The organism is Actinoplanes sp. NPDC051470, from assembly GCF_040682035.1.
GTDB lineage: Bacteria > Actinomycetota > Actinomycetes > Mycobacteriales > Micromonosporaceae > Actinoplanes.
Genome location: NZ_JBFBAA010000066.1, coordinates 1 through 15,542 on the forward strand (window position 1 = coordinate 1; position 15,542 = coordinate 15,542).

Below are 15,542 nucleotides of genomic sequence, written 5' to 3' on the forward strand. Positions count from 1 at the left end.
GTCGACCGCGCAGCCGGTGACGAATACATGAAGGTCTTCCCGGGCGTGGTCCAGATGGCTCGTGCCTCGCGGGGGTTCTTGTCCCGCGCGGTGCGCTATTTGGCTGGTGAGGCCGGTATCCGTCAGTTCCTCGACGTCGGCACCGGCCTGCCGACGGTTGACAACACGCACCAGATCGCTCAGCGGGTCGCGCCGATCTCGCGAGTCGTCTATGTGGACAACGACCCGCTCGTGCTCGTCCACGCCCGTGCACTGCTCACCAGCACCCCACAAGGCAAGACGAGCTATCTCGAAGCTGACCTGCGCGACCCTGACGCGATTCTGCGCGCCGGGGCCGTAACCGGCACGCTCGACCTGTCGAAGCCGGTCGCCGTCATGCTCATCGCGGTCCTCCATTTCATCATGGGCGCCGGCGCGGCGAAGCCGATCGTTGATCGGTTGATCGGTTGATCGGTTGATGGACGCTATGCCTTCCGGCAGTTACCTCGTGCTGACCCACAGCACCTCTGATTTCGCTCTTCCGGAACAAGCTGCCGTTGCGCAGAAGTTGATGGAGGCCGGCAAACTCGATACCTGGCCAAGGGGCAAGGCCGAGATCACCGAGCTTTTCCGCGGCTTGTGGCCCGTCGAGCCAGGGCTTGTTCACCTGAGCGAATGGCGTCCCGAGGCTGATCGCCCGCTGCCGCGCCGGCACGAGATTCCGGGCTGGGCTGTGATCGCCCGCAAGCGGTAAGGCGCGCACGGCTCGCGGCGGCACTGTTGCACGACGTGGTACTTGCACGAGCCTTTCCTCCCTGTAAGTAGACTGTTCGCAGCGACAAGATCCGAGGTCAAATGCTGGACCTTGTCGCAGAATCGGCGTGCCTGGTGTCGCAACCGAACCCGTCGTTCGGGCAAGCAGGTTCCCGGCGGCTACAGCGCCGCCGGCCAAAGCGATATTCAGTCACTGAGGGCGCCACGGCCGTTTCAAGATTGCTAGTTGCGGTGAGTGATTGCGCCGGTGTCAGCGTGTCGGAAATAGACGAAGCTCCGTTGAGACCAGGTCCTCTTCACAGAACTGGTTCAACGGAGCTTCGTCGTGCCGCAGTCTGCCACCCTCATCGCCGATCCGTCGCCCGCGCCGCTGCCCGGAGACATCTCGTTCACGCCTTCGTGTCACGCTCTGCTGGAGTTGCTGCTCGCTGTCTCTGACGGCCGCTCGGACCAAGGGCGTGATCATCCGGTCGCGCTCGTGCACGCGCTGGTCGCGGCGGCCACGGTAGCCGGATCGAAGGGCTACAGCGCGATCAGCGGCTGGGTCGCCGACGTTCCCGCCGACATCCTCGACGGCCTGTACGCCCGGGTCGAGGCCCGTCCGGCCGGACGACCGTCACGCTCCACACTATGGCGCGTCTGCACCGACGCCGATGTCCTGGACGCGGTGATCGCCGAGTGGACCACCGCCCAGCAGGCCCGCGGCGCAGTACTTGTCGAGCAGCCACGGCAGCGCCGCGTAACTCACCTTGACCAGGTCGAACTCGCCACGCTCGGCGGCCGTGTTGGTCACGTCGACGTCCGCGAAGGTCAGGTCGATCCCGGGCGCGCCGGGGACCAGGCCGTGTATCAGCGCGTGGAAGACGAACGTGTCGTTCGGGCCGGGGGGAGACAGCCAGGGAGAGCGCCACAGGCGTCACGCTAGTCCTGCCGGATGCCGGATGCTCGGCGGCCGGGTTGTCCAGTGCGCCACACCCTGACTTACCGCCAAGAAAAATATTCACATTCACCTCTGGATTAACGGCATGTGACTTTCTACACTCCGCCTTATCGGATCACTTGATCTACCAAGGGGGTGCCCCGTGGGTCGCAAGCTGCTTGCGGGTGTCCTGGTGCTGGGCCTCATCGGCGGGCTGTCCGCGCCCGCCGAAGCGGCGGCGACCTGGACGCCTGCTTACGACCTGGAGGGCGCGTGCGTCTCCCTCCAGGTGTTCAACGGATCCACCTCACTCGGCTACGTCTTCAAGGACTCGGTCGGGTACGGCTTCACCGGCACGGCCACCAAGGCCGAGCCGTTCCGGTTCGAGGCCACCCAGCTCGGCCGGTACCAGCTTCGCGACCACACCGGCGCGCCGCCGTACCAGAGCACGGTCGGCTGGGTTTGGGCCGGCAGCTCGTACGGCGACCGGGCCGACTGGACGGTCAGCTCGTCGGCCGGCCGGTACCGCCTGGTCTCGACGGCTACCGGGCAGCAGATGGGGTCCTACCTCGGCGGGCTCGGCGCCGGCAGCGCGACCATGGCGCTCACCCCGGCCACCGGCTGCGCCGCGATCCCGGACATCACCACCGGAGTGAGCGGCACCCCGTCCCCGGCGGTCGACTCCGGCGGCAAGCTGGTCGGCTGGGTCGACGCGCACGCGCACATCGTCGCGGCTGAGGCCTTCGGCGGGTCGTTGCACTGCGGGGACCCGTACGCCCCCGGCGGAGCCCGGGTCGCGCTGGCCGGCTGCGCCTCGCACGCCACGCTGGGCTGGGGCGCGCTGCTCGAGGCGATCATCGCGGGCACCGACCCGATCAACTCGTCCGAGCAGGGCTGGCCGTCCTTCACCGACTGGCCGCAGCACGACACGATGCTCCACGAGGCGTCGTACTTCCGCAGCCTGGAACGTGCCTGGCAGTCCGGTCAGCGGGTGCTCAACGTGCTGCTGGTGGCGAACCGGGTGATCTGCGGACTGACCCCGGAGCACACCTCCTGCGACGAGATGGACCAGGTCCGGGCGCAGTCGACGTACCTGCGAAAGATGCAGGACTACATCGACGCCCGCAGCGGCGGACCGGGCAAGGGCTGGTTCCGGCTGGCCACCACGCCCGCCGAGGTGCGCGCCATCGCCGCCCAGGGCAAGCTCGCGGTCACCATCGGAGTGGAGAACTCGGAGATCTTCGGATGCCGGGAGATCAAGGACGTTCCGCAGTGCACCACAGCGCAGATCGACGCCGGCCTCGACGAGCTGCAGGGCATGGGCGTCAGCGGCATCTACCCCGTGCACAAGTTCGACAACGCGTTCGGCGGGACCCGCTTCGACGAGGGCGTCACCGGGGCGGCCGTGAACGTCGGCAACCTGATCTCCACCGGCCACTGGTGGCAGGCGACCAGTTGCACCGGGCCGTCCGACAACGAGCAGCCGCTGGTCAGTGACGACTTCACCAAGCTGCTCGCACTCGGCGCCGCGCTGCCGGCCGGCGCGATCCTGCCGGTCTACCCGAGCGGCAAGATCTGCAACATTCGCGGGCTCACCACGCTCGGCCGGTACCTGGTTCAGAAGATGATGGACCGGGGCATGATCATTCACGTCGACCACATGGGCGTGAAGACCGCGAGCGCGGTGCTCGACATGGCCGAGCAGTCCAGGTACGCCGGGGTCACCTCGGTGCACACGTGGGCCGACCGGGCCCTGGTGAACCGAGTGCTCGGGCTCGGCGGGTTCGTCGCCTCGTACGCCTACGCGGCCACCGACGACGGCTCCGGCGACCCGACGTTCCTCGACGAGTGGCGCGCCAACAAGGCCCTCGCCAACGGCACGAAGATCACCGGGTACGGGATGGGTTCCGACGTGAACGGGCTCGGCCCGCAGGCCGCTCCCCGTCTGAACGCCGGATCCAGTCCGCTCACCTACCCGTTCACCGCGGTGAACGGCACCAAGGTCGCCAAGCAGGTCTGGGGCACCCGCACCTTCGACCTGAACACCGACGGCGTCGCCCAGTACGGCTTGTACGCCGACTGGATCACCGACCTGACCAATCAGGCCGGGTCGGACAAGGCGCTGCTCACCAAGCAGTTGATGAGCGGGGCCGAGGCGTACGTCGTCATGTGGGAGAAGGCTCGTTCGTGACGGATGTCGTCATCGAGTCGCCGGTGCGTACGCGATGGATGGTCGCGTACGCACTGGCGATGATCGGAGTGGCCGCCGGCTGGTTCGGGCCGATCCAGATCCTGCTCCCCGAGCACGCCGCCCGGCTCGCCGGTGAGGACGGCAAAGAGGCCCTGCTCGCCGTCGTGACCGCGATCGGCGCGGGGGCCTCCCTGGTCGCCAACCCGCTGTGGGGCGCCCTCTCCGACCGGATGGGCTCCCGGCGCGGGCCGATCTTCGTGGCCGGCACCGCCATCGGTGTAGCGGGCCTGCTGGTCCTCTCCGCCGCCGACACACGGACCCTGATGATCGTCGGCTGGGTGCTGGTCCAGACCGGGCTGAACGGCCCGCTCGCCGCCCTGGCCGCGCTGATCGGCGACCGGGTGCCGGAACGGCAGCGCGGCACGGTCGGCGCGCTGTTCGGCGTCGCCCAGATCGTCGGCGTGGTGCTCGGCACCGCCCTGGCCGTCGCGGTGGGTCAGGGTGCGCCCGGCTACATCGCGGTAGCCGTGGCGGTGCCCGCGCTCGGCGTCGCCCTGCTGCTGTCGATGCGGGGCGACGCCGTACGGGTCACCGGCGAGCGGACGCCGATCCGCTGGGCGGTGGTGCTGCGTCCGGGCGCCCAGTTCGCCTGGGCCTGGGTGATCCGCTTCCTGCTGAACCTGGTCAACGCGCTGGTGCTGGTCTACCTCTTCTACTTCCTGTCCGACCGGGTCGGTGTGGCCGACGCGGCGCTCTGGGTGCTCGTGCTGACCGTGGTGAACGTGCTGTTCGCCGGCATCTTCGGCTTCGCCGGCGGGGTGCTGTCGGACCGCTGGGGGCGCCGCCGGGTGTTCGTCGCGGCCGGCGCGGTGATCCTGGCCGCGGGGACCACGCTGATGGCGCTGTTCCCGGTGGTCCCCGTGGTGATCGGCGCTTCAGTGCTGGTCGGCGCGGGATGGGGCGCCTACGTCGCGGTCGACATGGCGGTGATCATGCATGTCCTGCCGGACGCCGAGACCCGGGCCACCATGCTCGGCGTCGCCAACATCGCCGGAACCCTGCCGCAGCTGCTCGCCCCGGTGATCGCCGCGCCGATCGTCACCCGGCTCGGCGGTTACTCCACGCTCTACCTGCTCACCGCTGCGGTCGCGCTGGTCGCTCTGGCTTGCCTGCCCCGCTTGAAAGCACTGCCTTGAAAGGATCTTCGATGCAATTCCCACCTGGTTTCCGCTTCGGCATGGCGACCTCGGCGTACCAGATCGAGGGCGCCTGGGACGCCGACGGCAAGAGCCCGAGCATCTGGGACACCTTCACGGCACAGCCCGGAACGGTCCGGCACGGTGAGGACGGCCGGGTGGCCATCGATCACTACCACCGGTACGCCGAGGACGTCGGTCACATCGCCGACGCCGGGGTGCAGGACTACCGCTTCTCGATCTCCTGGCCCCGGGTGCTGGCCGGCAGCGGTGGGCTCGACTTCTACGACCGGCTGGTCGACGCGCTGCTCGCCGCCGGGGTCCGGCCCGTTCCCACGCTGTACCACTGGGACCTGCCGCAGGAGCTGGAGGACCGCGGCGGCTGGATGAACCGGGACACCGCGCACCGGCTCGCCGACTACGCCAGCACCCTCGTGCTGCGGCTCGGCGACCGGGTCCGGGACTGGATCACGATGAACGAGATGAACGTGCACACCCTCTACGGGTATGCGCTCGGCGACCACGCCCCGGCCCGCGGACTCGGCCTCAGGGCCCTGCCCGCCGCCCACCACCAGCTGCTCGCCCACGGGCTGGCCGTGCAGGTGCTGCGGACCCACGACGCGGGCGCGATCGGCATCGCCAACCAGCACTTCCCGGTCAGTCCGGCCGGTGACGACCCGGCCGACGTGTTCGCCGCCGAGATGTTCCGCAACCTGACCAACTGGACCTTCTCCGATCCGGTCCTGCTCGGCGACTACCCGGACGAGATGATCCGCGCCGGAATCGGCACGTCGGGCGCGCAGCTCGACCGGGATCTGGAACTGATCGGGGCCCGGCTGGACTTCTACGGGGTCAATTTTTACGAACCGACCGCGATCGAGGCGCCCCGCGAGGGAAAGGATTACGCCGGGGTGCTGGAGGTCGACATTCCGGACGGGATGCCGTTCTCGCCGGTGCCGGTGAAAAGCGATGAGCGCACGGACTTCGGATGGGCGATCGTGCCCGGGGCACTCACCGAGATCCTCGTCGCCCTGCGCGAACGCTATCCGGCGTTGCCGCCGATCATCGTCACCGAGAACGGCGCGTCGTTCCACGACACGCCGCCCGACCCGGACGGCCGGGTGCGCGATCCGCGCCGCATCTCCTATCTGGACTCGCATCTGCGGGCGGTCGCGGCGGCGATCGATTCCGGGGTGCGGGTGGACGGTTTCTACGTCTGGTCTGCGTTCGACAATTTCGAGTGGGCGGCGGGTTACGACGAACGGTTCGGACTGGTCTACGTGGACCGGGAAACCCTTGCCCGCACGCGCAAGGACTCCTGGTACTGGTACCGCGACCTGATCGCCGGCCAGCGCTGATCCCGGTCCCCATCCCGGAGGCCGGCCGCCCTGTCGGCCGGCCTCAGCCGGTCACCCTGAGCTGCTTGATCTCAGCCGCTTGATCTCAGTTGGTCGATCTCAGCTGGTTGACGAAATCGTCGGCGAGGCGGGTCAGGCGTTCTGCCCGGCCCTCCTCGGCCCAGCCGTCCACCAGGCTGAGCAGCGTGCTGCCCTCGACCAGGATGATGAAGTCGTCGATGACCGCTTCATCCGCCACGCCGACCCGAAGTTCGTCCAGATCACGGGCCTCACGCAGACACGTGTGCAGATGCCCGCGGATCACCCGGTGCGACTCACGACGGGACTCGGCCAGCAGTGGGTGCGACAGCGCCGCGCCGGCGAAAGCCACGTTGACGTGCGCATCCGCGGCCCGCTCATCATCTATCGGCAACACCGCGTCCAGCGCGGCCCGCAGACCGGCCAGACCATACAGATCCCCACCGATCCGGAAGGCCCGCTCGACGATCTGCTCGTAGACCGCCTTCTGCGCCGCCACCAGAATGTCGTCCTTGCCGCCGAGGAAATGCGCGAGAACACTCAGCGAGCACCCCGCCTCATCAGCGATCGCCCGGGTGGTGGTGCCCTCGACGCCGCGCGCCCGAACCACCCGCCAGGTGGCCGCGAGAAGTTCCGCCCTGCGTACCTCGTGGTCGACCAGCCTAGGCACTCGCCCAGCCTAGCCGCAATGCCGGGTAGTTAGGGTCCGCCGGGAAACAAGCCGTAGCTTGGCGGATTCGGCTTCGTTGATCTGCTATGACGGTCGGTGGCGAGGTTCTGAGGACGCTGGCGGCGAAGTTTCAGGTGATCTTGCCGCATCTGGATGAGCGGCAGCGTCGTCTGCTGCTCGGCGCCGAGGCCCGAGCTTTGGGTCATGGCGGGATCCGCGCGGTGGCGAAAGCGGCTGGTGTGCGCGAGGCCACGGTCTCCGCGGGTGTCGATGAAGTGGAAGCCGGTGCACCACCGCTGGGCCGGATCCGCCGGCCCGGCGGTGGCCGGAAACGGGCCGCCGAAAGGGATCCGGGCCTGCTGGCCGCGTTGATGGCCCTGGTGGAGCCGGACGAGCGCGGTGACCCGATGTCGCCGCTGCGGTGGACGACCAAGTCGACCCGGAACCTTGCCGGCGAGTTGTCCCGGCAGGGCCACCGAGTCAGCGCCGATACCGTCGCCGATCTGTTACGGGAACACGGATTCAGCCTTCAGGCCAACGCTAAAACCATCGAGGGCCGGCAGCACCCAGACCGTGACGGGCAGTTCCGCTACCTCAATCAACAGGTCAAGGACCATCAGGCCAGCACCGATCCCGTGGTCAGTGTCGACGCCAAGAAGAAGGAACTGGTCGGCCCGTTCTCCAACACCGGACGGCAATGGCGTCCAGCCGGCGAACCGGTGCGCACCCGCACCCACGACTTCCTCGACGACAGTCTGGGCAAAGCGGTGCCCTACGGCGTCTACGACCTGACCACCGACACCGGCTGGGTCAACGTCGGCACCGACCACGACACCGCCGCGTTCGCCGTCGAGTCGATCCGCCGCTGGTGGGCCAGCCAAGGCTGTCACGACTACCCGAACGCCCGGCGTCTTCTGATCACCGCAGACGCAGGCGGCTCCAACGGCTACCGCACCCGCGCCTGGAAAGCCGAATTGGCCGCCCTGGCCGGGCAGACCGGCCTGCAGATCACCGTCTGTCACTTCCCGCCCGGCACCTCGAAATGGAACAAGATCGAGCACCGCCTGTTCTCCCACATCACCATGAACTGGCGCGGACGGCCGTTGACCAGCCACGAAGTCATCGTTCAGTCCATCGCCGCCACAACCACCCGCACCGGCCTGCGCGTGCACGCCGAACTCGACACCAATGTCTACGACACCGGCGTGCGCGTCCACGACCGCCAGATCGCCGCGCTCCCCCTGCACCGCCACGACTGGCACCCCGACTGGAACTACACCCTGCAACCCGAGCCCTTCGAACAAATCAACACCACCCCGGACCCGTTCGACCAGCCCAGCCCCGACCTGGCCTGGCTGAACCACCCGGCCGTGACCGGACTACCCGCCCGCGAATGGGACACGCTGATGGCCACCCTGCTCACCCTGCACGAGCAGCAACGCGAAACCAGCCTGCACCAACGACGCGGCCACCGGCCCCGGATCACCGCACCCGGCACCGGCCGCCGACCCGTCCTCACCCTCGCCGACCGCGTCCTCGCCGCCGCCCTGCACCACCGGCTCGGCCTGCCTCAAGTCGCCGTCGCCCGCCTGTTCACCGTCCGCGCCGAAACCATCAACCGCCGACTCCGCGAGACCCGCCAACTACTTGGCCAGGCCGGATACACCATCCGGCCTGGCCGAGACAGGGTCGCCACCATCGCTGAGCTCTACAACTACGCAAACACCAACGGCATCGACACGCCCAACATCAAGACCGCAAGTTAAATCTCTGCGCTCCCTTAACTACCCGGCATTGCCGCTAGCATCGTGCTGGTGATTCTTGGCGGCGCAGGCATTGCCATTGAGGGGCCGAAACCGGAACCGGCCCGACGACGGCGAGGCCGCCGTGTTCCGCGGTGACCAGCGGGATGCCGGACCGGCTTGCTGGGTGGACTGCCGTGGTGGGACAGCGCAAGCCGCGGGTCGAGGTAGTCCGGGCCGATACATCGGACTCCGCGAGCAGCCACACGTACCGAGGATGCAAAACGCTCGTTTCAGATGACCTGCCGAAAGCTACCGCCATGATGCGCGGATTGACTCCGAGACCGCGGCCGATCTGCTGACCCGGGCCGACGCCCGGATCGACGCCGGCGGGGCCCAGCTCCTCGCCGGGCACCGCGCACGCCGCGACCGGCGATGGCGACGGGGCCCGCGAACGCTTCACCACGCGCGTGCCCTGCTCGACGCCTGCGGCGCGGGACTGTTCCTCCGCCAGGCCATCGGCGAGGAGCACCGCCTGATCGCAGGGGTCAGGGGGCCGGCTGCGGGGCACCAGCCGCGAGGCCGGGTGAGGCCAGGACCAGCAGCAGCTCGAAGCGGGTGGCCGGGTTGTCCAGGTCGGCGCCGAGCAGCTCGCGTAGGTGCTTGAGCCGGTAGCTCACCGTCTGCGGGTGCACGAAGAGGTCCGCGGACACGTCGGCGCGTGAGCCCCAGTGCATAAGCCAGCTGTGCAGCGTCTCCAGCAGGCGTTCCCGCTGGGTGGCCCGCACCGCGGCGAGTGGCGCCAACCGGTGGGTCGAGAGCGCCGCCAGGGCACCGGGCTCGCCCCGCAGTGCCAGCGTGGCGAGGTGGTCATCGGCGAAGACCGGGGCCTGGTCGGGTCCGGTCAGCCGGTCCGGCCCGACCAGTCCGGCCGCCAGCTCGGCCAGGCGCACCCCCTCGGGCACCAGGGACCACTCCAGGGCCGGGCCCACCACGGCGCCGCGGCCGTGCAGGGCGTCGGTGAGCTGGGAGCGGGCGGCGCGGGGCCCGGCCCGCAGGAGCAGCACGGCATCACGTACGCGTTCGACCACGACACCGTCCACGCCGTAGCGGAAGCGGGCGTCGCGGGCCTGCTCCAGCGGTAGGACGACGGGCACCACGGCGTCGAGCGCCCGCCAGCCGATGCCGGCCGCGGCCGCAGCGACCACGCTCGCCGGGGCGCTGCCGCGCAGCAGGAGCTCCGCCAGCTGGCGCCGGCGCCGGTCGCCCTCGCCGGCCTGTTCGCGCAGCTGAAGGGCGAACCCGTCGGTGCTCGCGGCGGTCAGCTCGTCGACGTACGCATGGATCGCGTCGGAGAGGTCGATGAGCTCCGCGGTGTCCACCGGGCGCACCTCGGCGAGCGCCGCACAGGCCTTGCGCAGCATCACCCGCGCCGCCAGCCGGAAGGTGGCGAGCAGCGCCTCGGGTCCGTGGTTCTCGCGGGCCTCCGCCGCGCCGAGGCCGGTGAAGACCTCCCGGGAGCGCGGCGGCAGCGCGGGCTCGTCGGTGCCGACCAGCTCGAGGAAGCGCTCCAGGGCGACCGTCACCGCCGTGAGCACGTCGCGTTCGACCTTGGAATTCTCCACCTCGGCGAGCGTGGGGGTCGCCTCGGTGAGCGCGTCGGCGACCTCCCGGACGGTCGCCGCCAGCTGGGGCCGCATCGCCGCGGACAGGTCCGGGGACAGGCGTCGCCAGGGAGTCATGCCCAATCTTGTCACGGCGTGATGAAAACCGGTGCGCTTCTCGCTGGTGGAACGACGGAGAATTTGTCCCGGTCCGGCGCGACGATAGGGGAGCCGCCACTGGTGTCAGGGAGCAGAGGAGAACTGTCGTGGAGCACCGTATCTCCCGCCAGCACGTCGTGGACATGTGCCGGACCATGTTGAACCGTGGTTATCTGAAGGCCACGGAGGGCAACATCTCGGTTCGCGTCCCCGGCCGCCGGCTGTACGCCGTGACCCCGAGCAACTACGACTACGACAAGATGCGGGTCGAGGACATCTGCATCGTCGACTTCGAGGGCAAGCACGTGCCCGACGAGGGCGGCACCAGCCTCGCGCCGTCCATCGAGTGCGGGATGCACGCCAACATCTACCGCGAGCGGCCGGACGTCAACGCGATCGTGCACACCCACCAGCCGTATGCCTCGGCGCTGGCCTTCCTGCGCAAGGAGATCCCGGCCCTCACCGACGAGCAGGTGCGCTTCCTCGGCAAGCAGGTGTCGATCATCCCCTACGCGCCGTCCGGCACCGGCTTCCTGGCCAAGAACGTGCAGAAGAAGGTCACCAGCGGCGACAACGCGTTCATCATCGCCAACCACGGCATCATCGCGCTGGGCACCGACCCCGACCGGGCCGTCTTCGCGATGGCGCTGCTGGAGAAGGTGTCCCTGGCGTACCTGCTGGCGCTGACCACCGAGAGCGGCAAGATCTACACCATCCCGAAGGCGATCCGTGAGATCGCCTTCAGCAAGCTGCGCAAGGACCAGAAGCGGATCGCCGCGCAGATCACCGAGTCCGTGCCACCCGTGCGGGTCGCCGCGGCCGAGGAGCTGCCGAGCGCCGACGAGAAGGCCGCCGCGGTCGCCGCGGCCGGTGCCCCCACACCCGCGGTGGTGGAGGCGCCCGGCGGCGAGTCGGCCCACCTCGGGTACGCGATCAGCGAATACCTCGACGTCGACGACACCATGCGCCGGCTCAAGGCGCTGGTGGCCCAGCCCATCCGCGGGCTGCGGCACGACGCGTTGCTGGACGTGCTCAACTACTTCGACACCAAATGCACGGCCAGCAAGGAGATCACCGATCGGGCGAAGCTGCGCATCCCCGGCGGCGTGCAGCACAACCTGGCCTTCAACTACCCCTTCCCGCTGGCCGTGGACCGGGCCGAGGGCGCATACCTGACCGACCGGGACGGCAACACCTACATCGACTTCCTGCAGGCCGGTGGCCCGACGATCCTGGGCAGCAACTACGCCCCGGTCAACGAGCAGGTGGCGGCCGTGATCCGGGAGTCCGGCCCGGTGACGGGCCTGTTCCACGAGTACGAGCTCAAGCTCGCCGAGATCATCCACCGGTACATGCCGCACATCGAGATGTACCGCGCGCTCGGCTCGGGCACCGAGGCCGTGATGGCCGCGGTCCGGGGCGCGCGTGCCTTCACCGGCAAGAAGGTGGTGATCAAGGTCGGCGGCGCGTACCACGGCTGGTCCGACACCATGGTCTACGGCCTGCGGGTGCCCGGCACCTACCGGATGAACAGCAAGGGCATCCCGTTCGGCGCAACCAACAGCACCCGCGAGGCGTTCCCGCACGACCTCGGCCAGCTCCGGCGCAAGCTCATCGAGAACAAGGCCCGGGGCGGCACGGCCGCGGTCATCGTCGAGCCGGTCGGCCCCGAGTCCGGCACCCGGCCGGTGCCGCGTGACTTCAACGCCAAGGTCCGCCAGCTGTGCGACGAGTTCGGCGCGCTGCTCATCTTCGACGAGGTGGTCACCGGCTTCCGGCTCGGCCTGGGCGGCGCGGCCGGCTACTTCGGCGTCAAGCCCGACCTGACCGTGCTCGGCAAGGCCGTCTCCGGCGGATACCCGATGGCCGGCGGGGTCGGCGGGCGGGCCGACATCATGGCATGCTTCGGCTCCGGTCTAGACGGCAAAAGCGGGGCGCACATCCAGGTCGGCGGGACGCTCTCGGCGAACCCCCTGTCCTGTGCGGCCGGCTACTTCGCGATCGAGGAGATGGCCCGGACCAACGCGCCGGTCATCGCCGGGCGCGCGGGCGACCGGCTCACCCGGGGGTTGCAGCGGCTCATCGACAAGTACGGCCTGCCGTACGTCGCCTACAACCAGGGCTCGATCGTCCACCTGGAATGCAGCGGTGTCATGCTGCTGGACATGCACAACCCCCTCAAGCTGCTGAAGGAGAACAAGCCCCGCAAGAAGCTGATGGAGCAGATGGGTGCGGCGTACGCGGCCCACGGCATCATCACGCTGGCCGGGTCGCGGATGTACACCTCGATGGCCGACACCGACGAGGTCATCGACGACGCGCTGGACCGCTTCGACCGGGTGTTCGCGCAGGTCGAGGGAGCCTGACCGGTGGGAACGCCGCCCCAGATCCTCGCGATCGACCTCGGCACCTCGGGGATGAAGGCCGCCCTGGTAGCGGCCGACGGCACCGTCACCGGCTGGGCCGAGCAGGCGGTGCCGCTGCGGGTGCTGCCGGGCGGCGGCGCCGAACAGGACCCGGTCGAGTGGTGGAAGGCGCTGGCCGTTGTCGTCGCGGACCTCGGCCGCAGCCACCCGGAGCACCTGCGGGAGGTCACCGCCGTATGCGCCTCCACCCAGGGCGAGGGCACGATCGCCGTGGACGCCGCGGGTGAGCCGCTGACCGCGTGCATCAGCTGGCTCGACATGCGCGGGGCAGCCAACCTGCGCCGGCAGTTCGGCGGCTTCGTGTCGTACGACGGGATGTCGGTGCGCCGGATCGCGCGCTGGCTGCGCCTGACCGGGGGCATGCCGTCGCTGGCGGGCAAGGACCCGGCGGCGCACATGCTCCTGGTCCGCGACGCGATGCCGGAGGTGTACGAGCGCACCGCCACGTTCCTCAACGTGCTCGACTGGATCAACCTCAAGTTGACCGGTCGCACGGTGGCCACCGTCGACTCGATCCTGAGCTCGTGGCTCACCGACAACCGGCGGGCGTCGGACATCCGCTATTCCCCCGCGCTGGTCGCCGACTGCGGCATCGACCCCGACAAGCTGCCGCCGATCGTCGCCTGCACCGAGGTGATCGGCACGCTGTCGCCCAGCGCCGCGGCACACCTGGGACTGCCGGAGTCGGTGCGGGTGGTGGCGGGTGCCATCGACAATACGGCGGCGGCTGTGGGCGCCGGCACGACCGGCGACAACCAGCCGCACCTGTACGTCGGCACCTCGTCGTGGATCGCCGCGCACGTTCCGCGCAAGAAGACCGACATCTTCTCCCAGATCGCGTCGCTGCCCTGCGCCGTGCCGGACCGGTACCTGATGACCGCCCTGCAGGCCACCGCGGGCGCCAACCTGACCTGGCTGCGCGACAAGATCGTGGAGTACGACGACCCGCTGATCGGCGCCGGCCACCTGCTGAGCCGCGACGAGGGCACGATCTTCGACGCCTTCGACCAGATCATCCCGACCGTGCCGCCCGGCTCCCACGGCGTGGTCTACACACCCTGGCTGTACGGCGAACGCGCACCGGTCGACGATCCGAACCTGCGCGCCGGCTTCCTGAACATCTCCCTCGGCACCAACCGCTCGGACCTGCTGCGGGCGGTATTCGAGGGGGTCGCGCTCAACACCCGCTGGCTGGTCGGCGCCGTCGACCGGTTCCTCGGCGCGCCAGTCACCTCGATGGTGATCACCGGCGGCGGCGCGCGGTCCGACTCGTGGTGCCAGATCTTCGCCGACGTGCTGGGCATCGAGATCCGCCGCGACGCCCGGCCGGTCGCGGTCAACGCCCGCGGCGCCGGCTGGATCGGCGCGGTGGGCGCGGGCATGATCTCCTTCGCCGAGATCCCCGACCTGATACGCAACGACGTCGTCTTCGAACCGACGGCCGCCCACCGCGCGACGTACAACGAATTGTTCGACGTGTACCAGATGCTGCACAAGCGTCTGGCCCCGGTCTACAAACGACTCAACCACTGATCGCCGGGATACCCGTACTGTGTGGCGATGACCGTCGCTGATGTGGTGCCGCCGCCGACCGACCCGGAGTCAGCCCGCCCCCCGCGGCGCCGTGGCGGGCGATGGGTCGCGGTAGTCCTGGCCGCCCGGCTAGGCCGTGTGCACTGACCCACAGCAGGACACCAACGATCGCCTGCTCTTCATCGACACCACCACAGCGCCCCCGAACCGCCAGCCGGCCGATCCCATCCTTCAAGCCTGGAACAAACTGTCACTGGCGTGATCAGATCAGCGCACGCGTGCCTCGGCCGCCTCAAGAGCGTGCCGCTCGTATCGCCATCGCCGCGTTCCAGCAGGAACAACAGCGCTCGTTCGGACCCAAACCCGGCTCCGGCTCCGGCTCCGGCATCACGGTGATGGCGGCGAATTGGGTTCGCGAACCGAGGGCTGGATGACGTTCCTGTGTTCGTCAAGCCTGGGCGGGAGGGCTCGGATCGGTGTCGCTAGACTCTGTCCGGATGGGCGCAATACCGTACTTCTCGACCATGAAGCGCCAGAACAACGGCACCGCGTCGGAGGTCGGACGCTCTATCCGATCGTTGCGTCCCGTCACGGTGAGGTGCTCGATGACGACATGGCCGGTACGGACAGGCCACATCGAGGACGGCGAACAGACCCTGATCACGTCGTAGGGAGGTTCCGGGATGGGTCGGGTTACGACGTTCAGGTCGTGCATGGATGTGCACCCGGCCAGCGTCTCGGCCGCGTCGCGTCCGAAGACGCTGTCAACGATGTCCGCCATGTGACGGAATTCCTCGTGCGCCTCCGCCATGCTGTGGAAACTGGACGAGATCTCTGCCCACGGCACTTCTCTTAAATGGGGTACGGCCATCCGAGCGTGTGCCGTTCGGAAACCCGGCCGCGGGGTCTGACGTGCGGTTTGTCCGGCACCCTGGCCCGCTCCCATGGTCATGCTGACGCCATGATCCTGTCG

12 protein-coding genes and 2 pseudogenes are annotated in these 15,542 nt (G+C 69.1%); 9 read left to right on the forward strand and 5 right to left on the reverse strand.

Annotated elements, in window-relative coordinates; translation table 11 throughout:
* From AB0M54_RS47280 to AB0M54_RS47290, 3 genes and pseudogenes are all read left to right on the forward strand, one after another.
* A partial coding sequence (locus AB0M54_RS47280) for an SAM-dependent methyltransferase (RefSeq protein ID WP_364479813.1) occupies nucleotides 1-450 on the forward strand: 450 nt, incomplete at its 5' end.
* A gap of 7 nt (nucleotides 451-457) precedes the next feature.
* Nucleotides 458-733, forward strand: a complete 276-nt coding sequence (locus AB0M54_RS47285) for an SAM-dependent methyltransferase (RefSeq protein ID WP_364479816.1) — start codon at nucleotides 458-460, stop codon at nucleotides 731-733.
* A 345-nt stretch (nucleotides 734-1,078) separates the two neighbouring features.
* Nucleotides 1,079-1,423: pseudogene (locus AB0M54_RS47290) on the forward strand (transposase family protein); the annotation flags it as partial.
* 45 nt (nucleotides 1,424-1,468) lie between these two features.
* Here AB0M54_RS47290 and AB0M54_RS47295 read toward each other — a convergent pair.
* Nucleotides 1,469-1,664: pseudogene (locus AB0M54_RS47295) on the reverse strand (MqnA/MqnD/SBP family protein); the annotation flags it as partial.
* 171 nt (nucleotides 1,665-1,835) lie between these two features.
* Here AB0M54_RS47295 and AB0M54_RS47300 point away from each other — a divergent pair.
* From AB0M54_RS47300 to AB0M54_RS47310, 3 genes are read left to right on the forward strand one after another with little or no spacing between them, the layout of a single operon-like run.
* Nucleotides 1,836-3,863, forward strand: a complete 2,028-nt coding sequence (locus AB0M54_RS47300) for a hypothetical protein (RefSeq protein ID WP_364479819.1) — start codon at nucleotides 1,836-1,838, stop codon at nucleotides 3,861-3,863.
* A complete protein-coding gene (locus AB0M54_RS47305) occupies nucleotides 3,860-5,059 on the forward strand; it encodes an MFS transporter (RefSeq protein ID WP_364334473.1) in 1,200 nt (399 codons plus the stop codon). The genes AB0M54_RS47300 and AB0M54_RS47305 overlap by 4 nt, the downstream gene beginning before the upstream one ends.
* 11 nt (nucleotides 5,060-5,070) lie before the next feature.
* Entirely contained in the window at nucleotides 5,071-6,417 is a 1,347-nt protein-coding gene (locus AB0M54_RS47310) for a GH1 family beta-glucosidase (RefSeq protein ID WP_364334476.1), read from the forward strand.
* A gap of 85 nt (nucleotides 6,418-6,502) precedes the next feature.
* On the opposite strand, the gene AB0M54_RS47315 is transcribed toward AB0M54_RS47310, so the two are convergent.
* On the reverse strand, nucleotides 6,503-7,105 hold the full coding sequence (locus AB0M54_RS47315) for a TetR/AcrR family transcriptional regulator (RefSeq protein ID WP_364334479.1): 603 nt from the start codon (nucleotides 7,103-7,105) through the stop codon (nucleotides 6,503-6,505).
* 86 nt (nucleotides 7,106-7,191) lie between these two features.
* Between AB0M54_RS47315 and AB0M54_RS47320 the strand changes: the two genes are divergently transcribed.
* A complete protein-coding gene (locus AB0M54_RS47320) occupies nucleotides 7,192-8,871 on the forward strand; it encodes an ISAzo13 family transposase (protein WP_364479822.1) in 1,680 nt (559 codons plus the stop codon).
* 34 nt (nucleotides 8,872-8,905) lie between these two features.
* Here AB0M54_RS47320 and AB0M54_RS47325 read toward each other — a convergent pair whose 3' ends face one another.
* Entirely contained in the window at nucleotides 8,906-9,379 is a 474-nt protein-coding gene (locus AB0M54_RS47325; protein ID WP_364334485.1) for a hypothetical protein, read from the reverse strand.
* A 16-nt stretch (nucleotides 9,380-9,395) separates the two neighbouring features.
* On the reverse strand, nucleotides 9,396-10,589 hold the full coding sequence (locus AB0M54_RS47330; RefSeq protein WP_364479825.1) for a helix-turn-helix domain-containing protein: 1,194 nt from the start codon (nucleotides 10,587-10,589) through the stop codon (nucleotides 9,396-9,398).
* Between the two features lie 128 nt (nucleotides 10,590-10,717).
* Here AB0M54_RS47330 and AB0M54_RS47335 point away from each other — a divergent pair, with 128 nt between their 5' ends.
* Together AB0M54_RS47335 and AB0M54_RS47340 are read left to right on the forward strand one after the other, a co-directional pair.
* A complete protein-coding gene (locus AB0M54_RS47335; RefSeq protein WP_364479827.1) occupies nucleotides 10,718-12,976 on the forward strand; it encodes an aminotransferase class III-fold pyridoxal phosphate-dependent enzyme in 2,259 nt (752 codons plus the stop codon).
* Nucleotides 12,977-12,979: 3 nt separating this feature from the next.
* Entirely contained in the window at nucleotides 12,980-14,569 is a 1,590-nt protein-coding gene (locus AB0M54_RS47340) for an FGGY-family carbohydrate kinase (protein WP_364479830.1), read from the forward strand.
* Nucleotides 14,570-15,017: 448 nt separating this feature from the next.
* Here AB0M54_RS47340 and AB0M54_RS47345 read toward each other — a convergent pair.
* Nucleotides 15,018-15,542, reverse strand: a 525-nt coding sequence (locus AB0M54_RS47345) for a hypothetical protein (RefSeq protein WP_364479833.1), incomplete at its 5' end; no start/stop codon positions are given.

Coding starts and splice junctions, on each gene's coding strand:
- AB0M54_RS47285 (WP_364479816.1), top strand. CDS start 458: ATGGACGCTATGCCTTCCGGCAGTTACCTCGTGCTGACCCACAGCACC.
- AB0M54_RS47310 (WP_364334476.1), top strand. CDS start 5,071: ATGCAATTCCCACCTGGTTTCCGCTTCGGCATGGCGACCTCGGCGTAC.
- AB0M54_RS47320 (WP_364479822.1), top strand. CDS start 7,192: ATGACGGTCGGTGGCGAGGTTCTGAGGACGCTGGCGGCGAAGTTTCAG.
- AB0M54_RS47330 (WP_364479825.1), bottom strand. CDS start 10,589: ATGACTCCCTGGCGACGCCTGTCCCCGGACCTGTCCGCGGCGATGCGG.